We start from the raw sequence: 13,078 nt of genomic DNA, 5'->3' as shown, positions 1-13,078 counted from the left end.
TTACCCTTTATCTGCCTGACGCGCGCGCCAAATTCTAAAAATCAGCACAAAGGCGAACACAAAGCCCGCCAAGGCTATCAGATCGAGAAGAGCGCGCGTCCGTTGCGGCAGCGCCAGCCAGTCACCGATCAAAATGGCCGCAATCCAGAACAGACCTGTGCCCGCAATCACAAGTGCCGCAGTGCGGCCTTGCTTGGCAGTGTCCGGTGTCTGGTTGTTGGCCTGCATAGATTAGTCCTCGTAGACGTCGCCTTTGGCGACTTTCTTGGAGAACTCGGTTTCTTCGCCAGCGGCGAGAAGCTTGGCCTGATCCACCCAGCCATCGCGCTCGATACGGCCCTTGAACGACAGTTTGTCATCCATGTCGGCAATATCTTCTGCGTTCCAAGCCGCGATCTGGGCAAAGGTTGTCACGCCATTGTCGTGCAACTTCTTCTCCAACGCCGGGCCAACGCCCTTCAGCTGTTTCAGATCGTCGGCGCCGCCTGCGGCGGGGGCTTTCTTGGCAGCAGGCTTCTTTGCCTTTGGCTTTTCAGCCTTGGTCTCTGCGGTCTCAGCCTTTTTCGCTTTGGGCTTCTCAGCTTTCTTTGCCTCTTCCGCCTGCTTCACAGCGGGTTTCGGCGTGGGCGCGAGCTTTGGTGGCTGACCTTCGGCGGCGCGGCCTGCAACCACACCGTCTTTGCCGATCCAAGGCGTCAGTATGGGCACTTCGGTGCCATCAATACGCTTGATTGTGTCGCCGATGTCCGTCGCAAGTTGCGCAGACGCGTTGTACTGCGTCTTGCCGCTGTCGTATTCAGTCAGGCTGGTGAGGCCAGAAAGCGGCTCAGAGGCGTAGCGGCCATTTTGCGGACCCGGCGTGGGCACATTGCCTGCGGCCATCTCGTCCAGCATCTTGGCGAAGCCGTCTGCGGTCAGATCCTCGTAGTAGTCCTTGCCAATTTGCGCCATGGGCGCGTTGGTGCAGGCCCCAAGGCATTCGACCTCTTCCCAAGAGAACTTGCCGTCCGCGCTCAACTGATGGGGCTTGTTGGCGATTTTCTCTTTGCAGACCGCGATCAGATCTTCGGCACCACAGATCATGCAGGAAGTGGTGCCGCAAATCTGGATGTGGGCAACAGAACCCACTGGCTGCAATTGGAACATGAAGTAGAAAGACGCCACTTCCAGCACGCGAATGTAAGCCATGTCGAGCATGTCGGCGACAGCTTCGATCGCGGGCTTGGACAGCCAGCCTTCCTGCTCCTGTGCGCGCCACAACAGTGGGATCACAGCGGAAGCCTGACGGCCTTCTGGATATTTCGTGATCTGAGCCTCGGCCCAGGTCTGGTTCGCCTCGGTGAAAGCAAAGCTTTCCGGCTGTTCGTGATACAAACGGCGCAGCATTATTTGCAGGCCTCCGTATTGAGTTTGAAGGTGCCAGAGTCGATGTCACCCTGCCCTTGTTTTTCCAAATAGCGCAGCGATTTTTCAAAACTGCGCCCGGTGAAGCCTGCTGGCAGCAGTTCGGCCTTGGCCAGATCACGGGTGATCAAGCAGTCGTTGGCCTCGCCCACCGAAATGATCAAATCGAGCATTTCTTGGGACACAGGCGCTTCGTCCGCCGCCCACGCGGGTGCGGCCAGCAAAACAGCGGCAGTCAGTGCAATCTTTCTCACCGGTCGATCTCCCCGAACACGATGTCCATGGTGCCGATGATGGCGGCCACGTCAGCGAGCTGGTGGCCTGTGGCGATGTGATCCATGGCCTGCAGATGCAGATAGCCCGGCGCACGCAGTTTGGCGCGGTATGGCTTGTTGGTTCCATCGGCCACCATGTAGACGCCAAACTCGCCTTTGGGCGCCTCAACAGCGGCATAGACTTCGCCAGCCGGGACGTGGAAGCCTTCGGTGTAAAGCTTGAAGTGGTGGATCAGGCTTTCCATCGAGGTTTTCATGTCGCCACGTTTGGGCGGGGTCAACTTGCCGCGAGACAACACATCACCAGTGGCTTCGCGCAGTTTCACAATTGCCTGACGCATGATCGACACCGACTGGCGCATTTCTTCCATTCGCATCAGGTAACGGTCATAGCAGTCGCCGTTTTTGCCAACCGGGATCTGGAACTCGAACTCGTCGTAGCACTCGTATGGCTGCGCCCGACGCAGGTCCCATGCGAGGCCAGCCGAGCGCGCCATCACGCCAGACATACCGAACTGCAGCACTTCTTCTTCGTTCACCACGCCGATGTCGACATTACGCTGTTTGAAAACGCGGTTTTCAGTCAGCAAGCCGTCAATGTCGTCGATCACTTCCGGGAATTCGATGGCCCATTCTTCGATGTCGTCCACCAGCTGATCCGGCAGATCCTGGTGTACCCCGCCGGGGCGGAAGTAGTTGGCGTGCAGGCGCGCGCCACAGGCACGCTCATAAAACACCATCAGCTTCTCGCGCTCTTCAAAGCCCCACAGTGGCGGGGTCAGCGCGCCAACGTCCATCGCCTGTGTAGTGATGTTCATCAGGTGGTTCAGAACGCGTCCGATTTCGCAGAACAGCACACGAATGAGCTGTGCGCGGCGCGGCACTTCGGTGCCGGTCAGCTTCTCAATCGCCAAGCACCATGCATGTTCCTGGTTCATCGGCGCCACGTAATCGAGGCGGTCGAGATACGGCAGATTTTGCAGGTAGGTGCGGCTTTCCATCAACTTTTCGGTGCCACGGTGCAGCAGGCCAACGTGCGGGTCGCAGCGTTCGACGATCTCACCGTCCAGCTCGAGCACCAGACGCAGCACGCCGTGGGCCGCAGGGTGCTGGGGACCGAAGTTGATGTTGAAGTTGCGGATCTGCTGTTCGCCGCTCAGCGCATCGACGCTGCCGTCGTCAAATTTGGAGCCGTCCATCATTTCGCGTCCCCTTTCTCGTCACCGGGCAGGATGTAGTTGGCACCTTCCCACGGGGACATGAAATCAAACTGGCGGTAGTCTTGTGTCAGCTGCACAGGCTCATAGACCACGCGTTTTTGTACTTCGTCGTACCGGACTTCGGTATAGCCGGTGGTCGGGAAGTCTTTGCGCAGCGGGTGGCCGCGGAAACCGTAGTCCGTCAGCAGGCGGCGTAGGTCCGGGTGGTCGGAGAAGATGATGCCGAACATGTCGAAGACTTCACGCTCAAACCAGTTGGCCGAAGGGTGCACTGGCACAATGGAAGGCACCATTTCGTCCTCACGCACAGATACGCGCAAACGCACGCGCTGGTTCTGATACATGCTCAGGAAGTGATAAACGACGTCAAAGCGCTTGGACCGCTCGGGATAGTCCACGGCGGTCACGTCCACGAGGGTGGAGAAGCGGCAGGTTGGATCGTTGCGGAGGAACTCCACAAACGGGGCGATATTGGCGGGCGTGACGTTGATGGTCAGCTCATCGAAGGCCACGTCCCAGCCCAGCACACAATCCGGGCGCTTGAGTTCGATGTGGGCGCCAAGTTCTTTCAGGGCTTCGGTCATCGTTCAATGGTCCCCGTGCGGCGGATTTTGCGTTGCAGCTGCAACAGGCCGTAAAGCAGCGCCTCTGCGGTAGGTGGGCAGCCGGGTACGTAGATATCTACCGGCACGATGCGGTCACAGCCGCGCACAACCGAATAGCTGTAGTGGTAGTAGCCGCCGCCATTGGCGCAGGAGCCCATGGAGATCACATAGCGCGGCTCTGGCATCTGGTCATAGACCTTGCGCAGCGCCGGTGCCATCTTGTTAGTCAGCGTGCCAGCCACAATCATCACATCGGACTGACGTGGGGAGGCGCGTGGGGCAATGCCAAACCGCTCAGCGTCGTAGCGCGGCATGGAGGTGTGCATCATCTCAACCGCACAGCAGGCCAGACCAAAGGTCATCCAGTGCAAAGAGCCGGTGCGGCCCCAATTGATCAGGTCTTCAGCATTGGTCAGCAGGAAGCCTTTGTCCTGCAGCTCGGAATTCAACGCCTGGGTGACAACTTCTTTGTCCACACCGGCGGTGTTTGCGCCCGTCATCACTCCCATTCCAGAGCTCCCTTCTTCCATTCATAGGCAAAGCCAATGGTAAGTACGGCGAGGAACACCATCATGGACCAGAAACCGACCATCGAAACGTCCTTGAAGGCAACGGCCCATGGGAACAGGAAGGCAATTTCCAGATCGAAAATGATGAAAAGGATCGACACGAGGTAGAACCGAACGTCAAATTTCATACGCGCGTCATCAAAGGCGTTGAAACCACATTCATACGCGGAGACCTTTTCAGGATCTGGCTTGCGTACGGCCAAGACAACGGCTGCGAGGATGAAAACAAGACCGAGACCGATGGCAACGGCAGCGAAGATGAGGATGGGAAAATATTCCCGAAGCATCTCTTCCAAGGGTAGCTCCTTTCATGCACGCCAGCACGGTGCAGTCAGATGGCTGTATAGACTCCTTGCGGGGTTTACCCCTGCCCTATGGCGGGGTCAACATTTAGCGCAAGTTTTGAGCAAGACGTGACATTGGTGTTTCCGACTTAAATTCAGCAACTTAAACTGTTTTCACAACTACGTGCGGCATTAAGCCGGTGTCATTTTTTCCCGCCCACCACTTGAAACAGGACAAATTGACCCTTTGATTCCGCTCCTCCTCAAAATCCTAGAAAATCACTAGGGAACAGGCCTGCGCACGACAAATGGCCTGGCAACAGCTGCCAATCGCAAAAATCGTGATCTATCGGTTATTTAGAGGTTAATGCTGCGAAGGCGCAAACACGCCTTCACAGGGCCTGCATCCAGGTCAGGACGCCCAAGATGGCTTTTGCTTGGCAAAGAAGGCGCCGATGCCGTCTTTGGCCTCTTGCCCTTCCCAACAGGCAACTAGCTCGCCAATGGTGTGGTCGATCACATCGTCATCAATCCTTGGCCCCAGTGTCCGGGCTAATGCCTTGGCACGGGCCACGGCCTGTGGCGCGCAGGCCAAATAGGGCGTGACTTCCGCTTCCACCGCAGCGTCCAACTCCTCTGCGGGCACTGCTTTCGCCAAGAGCCCCAAGGTGACCGCTTCCGGCGCCTTGAACAGGCGGGCGGACATAAAGACCCGTCGCGCCATGGCCTCGCCCATGCGTGACAGAACGTACGGGCCGATGGTGGCCGGGATCAAACCCAGCTTGGTTTCGGTCAACCCCATGGTCAGACTGTCCACCCCAATGGCCACATCGCACACGCTGGCCATGCCAACGCCGCCGCCAAAGGCATTGCCCTGCAAGCGACCGATGAGCGGTTTGGGCAGGGTATTGAGCGCCTGGAGTGCCTCGGCCAGCTTGCGCGCCTCCACAAAGCGCGTGTCCGGATCAGCCGCCATTTGCGCCTGCATCCAGCCAAGATCGCCGCCCGCGCAGAAACTTTTGCCGGCGCCGGTCAACACAACAACGCGCACAGCGTCATCGGCGCCCAGCGCCTCTGCGGCCTGTTTTAGCTCCACGATCATGGTACCGGACATCGCGTTGTGCTTTTCCGGACGGTTCAGAGTGAGCGTGGCAACGCCGCGTTCATCGGTGGTGATAACGAGGGTTTCAAACATGGCTTATCTCCTTGTTTGCCGCCGACGTCGCCGCGCGCAGGCGTTGCACAGCTTCCGCGACCGTCAGTTGGCTTGTGTCCAGTTCTATGTCCGCTTGAGGAAAAGGATCAAACCTTCGGGCTTGAACCGCCTGCCATGTGGGCAAACAATGTCCGTCTATGTCATTTTCGCGGTTTTCTATGCGATGACGGTGCAACGCCACGTCACTGCAGCTCAGCATGACGTCGATGTGGGGATGGCCTTGCGAGGCTTGCTGCCAGGCGAAGCGCGTCAATTGAATGGGATTGACACAATCGGCGATGACATCAAACCCTTGCGCCAATGCGGACCGCGTCACCGCCTGTGCGGCGGCATAGCCGCCATCCGCGAGATCATCACATTTCATGTGAGACTGCCGCATGGCGACCTCCATCTCGTCCAGGCGCAAGTGCAAGGCACCGGTTTGTTCCGCCAGCGCCCTGGCAATGGTGCTTTTGCCAACACCGGGAAGCCCTGACAGACACACCAGAACCGCCATTAGTGAGCGCGCATGGCCCGCGCCATCTCTGCAGCTTGCGTCAGAACGGCTGTATCAAGCCCGGTCTCATAGCCCAGCGCCTTGAGACGGGCATCCACGGCTTCCGTGGCTACGTTGCCTTTTGCCCCCGGCGCATAAGGGCAACCGCCAAGGCCGCCTACGGCGGCGTCAAACACCCGCACGCCAAGATCCAGAGACGCCTCGATGTTCGCCAAGGCGCGCCCCGCTGTGTCGTGATAATGCCCAGCCAGCTTGTCCGCAGGTACCACCTCCAAAACAGCTTGCAACATCGCAGAGATGCTCTCCGGTGTACCTTGCCCAATGGTGTCCCCTAGGCTGATCTCATAACAGCCTGCGTCAAGCAAGTGTTTCGCGACCTCCGAGACCTTCTCTGGTGGTGTAGCGCCATCATACGGGCAATCAGTGACGCAGCTCACATAGCCGCGCACCGGCAGGCCAATGTCTTTGGCCGCCGCCACCACTGGCGCAAAACGGTCCAGACTCTCTGCTATGGTGGCGTTGATATTGGCTTTCGAAAAGCCTTCGGAGGCAGAGCCAAAGATCGCAATCTCATCGGCTCTGGCCGCAACTGCACCGTCAAAACCGCGCATGTTTGGCGTGAGGGCTGCATAACTGACGCCTTCCGCACGGGTGATCCCTGCAAGGACATCCGCCGAGTCCGCCATTTGCGGCACCCATTTGGGGCTGACAAAGCTGGCCACCTCGATACGCCTGAACCCCGCCTTCGACAGGCAATCCACCAGTGCAATTTTCTCAGCGGTCGGGATTTGGCGTTTTTCGTTTTGCAGGCCATCCCGCGGGCCCATCTCGAAAATTTCAATGGTATTGGACATGGTTACGCCCCCTGCTCCGGCAAGTCATAGAAATCTTGAGTATAAAACTGCTGTTCCCCCTCAGCCGCCTGCGCCGTCTGATAAGCGGGACGCGCGTCAATCCGGCGCAGATAGGCGGTGGTCAAAGGATAGCCGTCAAACCGCACATAGCGGCTGGCGCTTTCCAGAGTGAAACCCATCATCACATCCGCGGCAGAAAACCCGCTCGCCAGAAGAAACTCCCGTCCATCACCCAGCGCGCCCTCAACAGCTTTCAAAGCAATCGCCAGACGTTTGGTCTCAATCCCCATCACGGTGGGAGACTTCATCCAGTCTTTGGGCAGGAAGAGATGCTGCATGTTAAGGTTCTGAATGCCCGCCGCGATGGTCTCTGCGTAGTGCAACCATTGCAGCCAGTCAGCCCGCTCCTCGCTGCCAACCTCTGGCATTAAACCATGCCCCTCACGGGTTTCGCAAAGGTACTGCACAATCGCACCGCTTTCATAGAGCACCCGTCCGTCGATCTCCAACGCCGGCACGCGCCGGGCTGGCGACATAGCTTTAAATGCGGGCTGCTGCAGTGACCCGTCCATGATCTGGTACGGCACGATTTCAACCGCTTCGCCCAACTCGTGCAGCAGCCAGTTCACCCGAAACGAGCGACTGCCTGCGATGGAATGTAGAACCGCGCTCATGCCTCGTCTTCTTCCAGCAAGATCAGAGCGGTGCCATCTTCTACCTGCGCACCCTCGGAGGCCAAAACATCCGCCACCACACCATTGCGCGGTGCGAGCAGGGAGTGCTCCATTTTCATGGCTTCGAGAATGGCCAGGCGGTCGCCTTCGCTCACCTCTTGACCGGCTTCAGTAAAAATCGCTTTCACGAGGCCTGGCATCGGTGCGGCAATCACGTTGCCCCCTGCCCCGCCTTCATCTTCGCGATCCAGCGGGTCCACGACAGTGAAGCGATAGCCGTTGCCCCAGAACACGGTCAGCTCATCGCCATTTCGCGCAGTGCGCGCGGGCACTTTGGTGGTGTCGACCCACCAGCTGCCACCTTTGTATGTGACGGTGTGTTCTGCTTCACCAACTTGAACGTTGTAGTTGCCGGTGTCATTCACACGCACATCTACGTCGATACGCTCTTCATTGTGGATCAGGGACACGCTGTGTGTGAGCGGAGACCACAGAGCCAGCGTTTCGGCCGGCGCGGATCCATCCAGAGGCCGCAATCTCAACGCTGTCAGCGCCGCCACCGAGCGCGCCTTGGTACAGGCTGACGGCTGAACCGCGAGCGCATCGATGTGGCGCTCGATCAGGCCGGTATCGACATCCCCCGCCACAAAATTGGGTTGCGCCGCCAGCAAGGCCAGGAAGCTTACGTTGGTCACAGTGCCGCCCACATCCGTCCAGCGCAGGGCGCGCTCCAACTGCTTGAGGGCAATCTCGCGCGTTGAGCCATGCACAACCAGCTTGGCAATCATTGGGTCATACCACGGGCTGATGGTGTCCCCTGCCCGCACGCCGCTGTCGATGCGTGCTTCAGCTGGGAACGCCAGATGCGAGAGCGTGCCGGTGGCGGGCAGGAAGCCTTTGGGCACATCTTCTGCGTAGATACGCGCCTCAAAGGAATGACCGGTGATGGTCAGCTCATCTTGCTGTTTGGGTAAGGGCTCACCGGAGGCAACACGCAACTGCCATTCAACTAGGTCGACGCCGGTGATCGCCTCAGTGACCGGGTGCTCCACCTGCAAACGGGTGTTCATCTCCATGAACCAGAACCCATCGGGACGCAGGCCATCAGACCCATCCACGATAAACTCGATGGTGCCTGCACCTTTGTAGTTGATCGCCTCAGCCGCACGCACAGCAGCATCGCCCATCGCAGCGCGCATCTCTTCTGTCATGCCGGGCGCAGGGGCTTCTTCGATGACCTTTTGGTGGCGGCGTTGCAGAGAACAGTCCCGCTCAAACAGATGCACGGCCTTTTCACCGTCACCAAAGACCTGCACTTCGATGTGGCGTGGGCTGGTGACGTATTTTTCGATCAGGACGTCCGGGTTGCCGAAAGCCGTGGTGGCCTCGCCTTGAGCTGAGGCCAGCGCGTCGGCGAAGTCGGCGGCTTTCTCAACAAGGCGCATGCCTTTGCCACCACCGCCTGCGACGGCTTTGATCAGCACCGGATAACCGATGACCTCGGCCTGTTCGGCCAAAAACGCGCCGTCTTGATTGTCGCCGTGATAACCCGGCACAACCGGCACATTGGCCTCTTCCATCAACGCCTTGGCGGCGTCTTTGAGGCCCATGGCGCGAATGGCCTTGGCGGAGGGGCCGATGAAGGTCAGGCCAGCCGCCTCGACAGCTTCCACAAACTCCGGGTTTTCCGACAAAAAGCCGTAGCCGGGGTGAATGCCTTGCGCCCCGGTGTCCAGAGCGGCCTGGATAATCACGTCACCTTTGAGATAGCTGTCGGCTGGCGCCGCGCCACCAATGTGCACGGCTTGATCTGCCAGCGCGACGTGTTTCGCGGTCGCGTCCGCATCGGAATACACGGCAACGGTTTTCACGCCCATCGAGCGAGCGGTTTCCATCACGCGGCAGGCAATCTCGCCACGGTTGGCAATCAGGATTTTTTCAAACATCGGGCGGTCCTTTGTGTTGAGACGTCGGACCGGGGGCAGCCTGCCCCCGGACCCCCGGGGATATTTTGGGCCAAGAGAAGATTACATCCGGAACACGCCGAACTTGGTCTCCTCGATTGGTGCGTTCAGAGAAGCCGTGAGACTCAGATGCAGCACGTCGCGGGTTTTGCGTGGGTCGACAATGCCGTCGTCCCAAAGGCGAGCAGAGGCATATAGCGGGTGGCTTTGTTCCTCAAACATATCGAGCGTGGGCTGTTTGAATGCGGCTTCTTCCTCGGCCGACCATTCGCCTCCCTGCCGCTCAATGGCGTCGCGTTTGACCGTTGCGAGAACACCCGCCGCCTGTTCGCCGCCCATCACGGAGATGCGGCTATTGGGCCAGCTCCACAAGAAACGTGGGCTATAGGCTCGACCGGCCATGCCGTAGTTGCCAGCCCCAAAAGAGCCACCAACCAGCATGGTGATTTTGGGCACTTTGGTGGTGGCCACGGCTGTCACCATTTTGGCGCCATGTCGGGCAATGCCTTCGGCCTCATATTTCTTACCAACCATAAAGCCGGTGATGTTTTGCAAGAAAACCAGAGGAATGCCGCGTTGCGAGCAGAGCTCTACAAAATGCGCCCCCTTGGCGGCACTTTCAGAATAGAGCACGCCGTTGTTGGCGATAATGCCGACGGGGCAGCCTTTCACGTGGGCAAAGCCACACACCAAGGTCTCGCCAAAGCGCTTTTTAAATTCATCAAAGCGGGAGCCATCGACCACGCGGGCAATGACCTCGCGGATGTCATACGGGGTGCGCAGCCCACCGGGCACCACACCGAGAATTTCTTCAGGGTCGTAGGCGGGGTCTTCCGGCGTTTGCCAATCCACGGTTTGTGGCTTGGTGCGGTTGAGGTGCTTGAGCGCATCCCGAGCCAGGGCCAATGCATGGGCATCGTCGTCGGCCAGGTAGTCGGCCACGCCGGACAAACGGGTGTGCACATCGCCGCCGCCAAGGTCCTCTGCACTCACAACTTCACCAGTCGCCGCTTTCACTAGCGGCGGGCCTGCGAGGAAAATGGTGCCCTGCTCTTTCACAATAATAGTCACATCGGACATGGCAGGCACATAGGCGCCGCCAGCAGTACAGGAGCCCATCACAACCGCGACCTGCGGGATGCCTTTGGCGGACATGTTCGCCTGGTTGAAGAAGATACGACCGAAGTGGTCGCGGTCAGGGAAAACCTCGTCCTGCTGCGGCAGGTTGGCGCCGCCGCTGTCCACCAGATACACGCACGGCAGGTTGTTCTGCTCGGCAATCTCTTGCGCGCGCAAGTGCTTTTTCACGGTCATAGGATAGTAGGTGCCGCCCTTCACGGTGGCGTCGTTGCAGACCACCATGACCTCTTGGCCGTGCACGCGACCAATCCCGGCCACGACACCGGCACAAGGCGCGGCGCCGTCATACATGGCATGGGCCGCTGTGGCGCCAACTTCCAGAAACGGAGAACCCGGGTCAAGCAAACCTGCCACACGCCGGCGGGGCAGCATTTTGCCGCGGCTTTCATGACGCGCGCGGGACTTCTCGCCACCGCCCAACCGAGCCGCTTCCGCCACCTGACGCACATCGTCAATCATCTGAAGATGCGCCGCACGATTGGCGGCGAAATCCTCCGATGAGGTGATCACTTTGGATTGCAACTTACTCATTGTCGTATCCCATTCTTGTGACAGACGTGGTGTGTGATCTCACTCCACCAGCCCATCCGCTTCCAGATAGAGCGCCTGTTCGGCGGTCATATACATCAGGCAACTCACCGTCGCCGGGCCACCGCCCGTGCCGCCGCCCCAAAGCGAGCGTTCGTAGTCACAGGTGGCGTCGCGATAGACGATCCAGGCGCGTTGCATGTTCTTGAGGGCATCCCCTTGAGACGGCGCCGCCGAGCCTAGATCCGCCATTTCTTTGTCTGTGGCTTTGCGCGTCGCGCGGACAGTCTTGTAAGCGGCATTGAGACGTTGGTCCCAATAGTGCCGCTCCTGATCAAGGCATTCGCTCATGCCGTAGGTGGACCAGCCACCCTCGGTGGTCTCCATGCAGTGATTGGCGGAACTGCCGATACATGTGGTTGGGTTCTGACTGTCCGTCATCGCCGCCAGACAGGCCTCGGTCGCGGCAGGCGAGAAACCGGGCCCACCCTCTGCCAACGCCACACTGCCAGTGGCCACGCCTGCCATAAATGCCAAAATCTTCCACATGGTTAGATGCCTTTCAAAAACGCTGATGTGCCTTGAGGGTAAGCGAGAAGTGTGTTCCCGCCTAACCCCACAAGGTAAATTGGCGTTTCAAAGCCCTTACGCCTGCGCGGCCATCAGCTCGCGGCCAATCAACATGCGGCGGATCTCGCTGGTGCCCGCGCCGATTTCCATCAGCTTGGCATCGCGGAAGATCCGGCCCACAGGGTTATCGGACAGGTAGCCTGCGCCACCCATGGCCTGCACTGCTTGGTGCGCTTGGGTCATGGCCACTTCAGACGCATAGAGACAGCAGGCGGCGGCATCCTGACGTGTGATCCGGCCCTCATCGCAGGCTTTGGCACATTCGTAGACATAGGCGCGCGCGGAGTTCATTGCGGTATACATGTCGGCGATTTTGCCCTGCATCAGTTGGAAGTTGCCGATGGATTGACCAAACTGTTTGCGCTCCACCATGTAGGGCATGATTTCGTCCAAGCATGCTGCAATGATGCCGGTGCCGATGCCTGCCAGAACCACGCGTTCGTAGTCCAAACCGGACATGAGAACCGCGACGCCTTTTCCTTCTTCACCGAGAATGTTCTCAAACGGAACTTCAACATCTTCGAAGATCAGCTCAGCCGTGTTGGAGCCCCGCATTCCCAGCTTGTCGAAATGTGGAGACGTGGAGAACCCCTTCATCTCCTTTTCGATCAGGAAGGCGGTGATGCCGCGTGGACCCGCGTCTGGATCAGTTTTGGCATACACAACCAGCGTATCTGCATCCGGGCCGTTGGTGATCCAGTATTTGTTGCCATTCAGCACAAAGCGGTCGTTGCGCTTTTCCGCGCGCAGCTTCATCGACACCACGTCAGAACCCGCAGAAGGTTCAGACATTGCAAGCGCACCAACATGCTCGCCGGAAATCAGGCGCGGCAGGTATTTTGCTTTCTGCTCGTCATTGCCGTTGAGTTTGATCTGGTTCACGCAGAGGTTGGAGTGCGCCCCGTAAGACAGCGACACAGAAGCCGACGCGCGGGCGATCTCTTCCACCGCAATCACATGCGCCAGATAGGACATCCCTGCGCCGCCGAACTCTTCGGGCACGGTCACGCCCAAGAGACCCAACTCACCGAACTCTTTCCAGAGTTCGTTGGGAAATTCGTTCTTCAGATCGATGTCCGCAGCCATCGGCTTGATGCGCTCTTGCGCAAAGCGATGCACCATCTCGCGCAGAGCGTTGACGTCTTCGCCCAGATCAAAATTCATCGTGTGCATGAACATGGGGCACCCCCTCCGATTATTTGAACAGTTGTTCAATAAC

At 58.8% G+C, this 13,078-nt stretch carries 15 protein-coding genes; all 15 read right to left on the bottom strand.

Translation table 11 applies throughout. The features are described 5' to 3' along the window. The gene (locus SIB92_RS20915) at positions 1–228 is read right to left on the bottom strand and encodes a DUF5337 domain-containing protein (protein WP_295175231.1); all 228 of its coding nucleotides are present in this window, start codon (positions 226–228) and stop codon (positions 1–3) included. 3 nt (positions 229–231) lie between these two features. Further along, complete coding sequence (locus SIB92_RS20910) at positions 232–1,386, bottom strand: NADH-quinone oxidoreductase subunit E (RefSeq protein WP_412553820.1); 1,155 nt, start codon at positions 1,384–1,386, stop codon at positions 232–234. After that, on the bottom strand, positions 1,386–1,658 hold the full coding sequence (locus SIB92_RS20905) for a hypothetical protein (protein ID WP_412553819.1): 273 nt from the start codon (positions 1,656–1,658) through the stop codon (positions 1,386–1,388). The genes SIB92_RS20910 and SIB92_RS20905 overlap by 1 nt, the downstream gene beginning before the upstream one ends. Next, entirely contained in the window at positions 1,655–2,878 is a 1,224-nt protein-coding gene (locus SIB92_RS20900) for an NADH-quinone oxidoreductase subunit D (RefSeq protein ID WP_412555882.1), read from the bottom strand. The genes SIB92_RS20905 and SIB92_RS20900 overlap by 4 nt, the downstream gene beginning before the upstream one ends. Next, positions 2,878–3,483: an NADH-quinone oxidoreductase subunit C gene (locus tag SIB92_RS20895; protein WP_295175237.1), complete on the bottom strand. Its 606-nt coding sequence runs from the start codon at positions 3,481–3,483 to the stop codon at positions 2,878–2,880. The genes SIB92_RS20900 and SIB92_RS20895 overlap by 1 nt, the downstream gene beginning before the upstream one ends. Then, complete coding sequence (locus tag SIB92_RS20890) at positions 3,480–4,013, bottom strand: NuoB/complex I 20 kDa subunit family protein (RefSeq protein ID WP_164644800.1); 534 nt, start codon at positions 4,011–4,013, stop codon at positions 3,480–3,482. The genes SIB92_RS20895 and SIB92_RS20890 overlap by 4 nt, the downstream gene beginning before the upstream one ends. Next, the gene (locus tag SIB92_RS20885) at positions 4,004–4,369 is read right to left on the bottom strand and encodes an NADH-quinone oxidoreductase subunit A (RefSeq protein ID WP_295175240.1); all 366 of its coding nucleotides are present in this window, start codon (positions 4,367–4,369) and stop codon (positions 4,004–4,006) included. Before SIB92_RS20885 ends, SIB92_RS20890 begins: the two co-directional genes overlap by 10 nt. Before the next feature lie 400 nt (positions 4,370–4,769). Continuing rightward, a complete protein-coding gene (locus SIB92_RS20880) occupies positions 4,770–5,552 on the bottom strand; it encodes a crotonase/enoyl-CoA hydratase family protein (protein WP_412553818.1) in 783 nt (260 codons plus the stop codon). Then, positions 5,545–6,069 (bottom strand): AAA family ATPase, encoded by a 525-nt coding sequence (locus SIB92_RS20875; RefSeq protein ID WP_412553817.1) that lies wholly within the window; start codon positions 6,067–6,069, stop codon positions 5,545–5,547. Before SIB92_RS20875 ends, SIB92_RS20880 begins: the two co-directional genes overlap by 8 nt. Further along, positions 6,069–6,923: a hydroxymethylglutaryl-CoA lyase gene (locus tag SIB92_RS20870; protein ID WP_412553816.1), complete on the bottom strand. Its 855-nt coding sequence runs from the start codon at positions 6,921–6,923 to the stop codon at positions 6,069–6,071. Before SIB92_RS20870 ends, SIB92_RS20875 begins: the two co-directional genes overlap by 1 nt. A gap of 2 nt (positions 6,924–6,925) precedes the next feature. Further along, the gene (locus SIB92_RS20865; RefSeq protein WP_412553815.1) at positions 6,926–7,597 is read right to left on the bottom strand and encodes a glutathione S-transferase family protein; all 672 of its coding nucleotides are present in this window, start codon (positions 7,595–7,597) and stop codon (positions 6,926–6,928) included. Further along, positions 7,594–9,543, bottom strand: coding sequence for an acetyl/propionyl/methylcrotonyl-CoA carboxylase subunit alpha (locus SIB92_RS20860; RefSeq protein ID WP_412553814.1), 1,950 nt, complete (start codon positions 9,541–9,543; stop codon positions 7,594–7,596). The genes SIB92_RS20865 and SIB92_RS20860 overlap by 4 nt, the downstream gene beginning before the upstream one ends. Positions 9,544–9,624: 81 nt before the next feature. After that, positions 9,625–11,232, bottom strand: coding sequence for a carboxyl transferase domain-containing protein (locus tag SIB92_RS20855; protein ID WP_412553813.1), 1,608 nt, complete (start codon positions 11,230–11,232; stop codon positions 9,625–9,627). 39 nt (positions 11,233–11,271) lie between these two features. After that, positions 11,272–11,778 (bottom strand): lysozyme inhibitor LprI family protein, encoded by a 507-nt coding sequence (locus tag SIB92_RS20850; RefSeq protein WP_412553812.1) that lies wholly within the window; start codon positions 11,776–11,778, stop codon positions 11,272–11,274. A gap of 96 nt (positions 11,779–11,874) precedes the next feature. Then, on the bottom strand, positions 11,875–13,038 hold the full coding sequence (locus SIB92_RS20845; RefSeq protein WP_412553811.1) for an isovaleryl-CoA dehydrogenase: 1,164 nt from the start codon (positions 13,036–13,038) through the stop codon (positions 11,875–11,877). Between the last annotated feature and the right edge of the window lie 40 nt (positions 13,039–13,078).

This window comes from Shimia sp. MIT1388, from assembly GCF_047124445.1.
Taxonomy (GTDB): Bacteria; Pseudomonadota; Alphaproteobacteria; order Rhodobacterales; family Rhodobacteraceae; genus Shimia.
This window is presented reverse-complemented; position numbering and strand designations above follow the sequence as displayed.

What these genes read in the sequence shown, in the direction of transcription:
- SIB92_RS20915 (WP_295175231.1), bottom strand. Translation starts at nt 228, where the DNA reads ATGCAGGCCAACAACCAGACACCGGACACTGCCAAGCAAGGCCGCACT.
- SIB92_RS20910 (WP_412553820.1), bottom strand. Translation starts at nt 1,386, where the DNA reads ATGCTGCGCCGTTTGTATCACGAACAGCCGGAAAGCTTTGCTTTCACC.
- SIB92_RS20900 (WP_412555882.1), bottom strand. Translation starts at nt 2,878, where the DNA reads ATGGACGGCTCCAAATTTGACGACGGCAGCGTCGATGCGCTGAGCGGC.
- SIB92_RS20895 (WP_295175237.1), bottom strand. Translation starts at nt 3,483, where the DNA reads ATGACCGAAGCCCTGAAAGAACTTGGCGCCCACATCGAACTCAAGCGC.
- SIB92_RS20890 (WP_164644800.1), bottom strand. Translation starts at nt 4,013, where the DNA reads ATGGGAGTGATGACGGGCGCAAACACCGCCGGTGTGGACAAAGAAGTT.
- SIB92_RS20880 (WP_412553818.1), bottom strand. Translation starts at nt 5,552, where the DNA reads ATGTTTGAAACCCTCGTTATCACCACCGATGAACGCGGCGTTGCCACG.
- SIB92_RS20875 (WP_412553817.1), bottom strand. Translation starts at nt 6,069, where the DNA reads ATGGCGGTTCTGGTGTGTCTGTCAGGGCTTCCCGGTGTTGGCAAAAGC.
- SIB92_RS20870 (WP_412553816.1), bottom strand. Translation starts at nt 6,923, where the DNA reads ATGTCCAATACCATTGAAATTTTCGAGATGGGCCCGCGGGATGGCCTG.
- SIB92_RS20865 (WP_412553815.1), bottom strand. Translation starts at nt 7,597, where the DNA reads ATGAGCGCGGTTCTACATTCCATCGCAGGCAGTCGCTCGTTTCGGGTG.
- SIB92_RS20860 (WP_412553814.1), bottom strand. Translation starts at nt 9,543, where the DNA reads ATGTTTGAAAAAATCCTGATTGCCAACCGTGGCGAGATTGCCTGCCGC.
- SIB92_RS20855 (WP_412553813.1), bottom strand. Translation starts at nt 11,232, where the DNA reads ATGAGTAAGTTGCAATCCAAAGTGATCACCTCATCGGAGGATTTCGCC.
- SIB92_RS20850 (WP_412553812.1), bottom strand. Translation starts at nt 11,778, where the DNA reads ATGTGGAAGATTTTGGCATTTATGGCAGGCGTGGCCACTGGCAGTGTG.
- SIB92_RS20845 (WP_412553811.1), bottom strand. Translation starts at nt 13,038, where the DNA reads ATGTTCATGCACACGATGAATTTTGATCTGGGCGAAGACGTCAACGCT.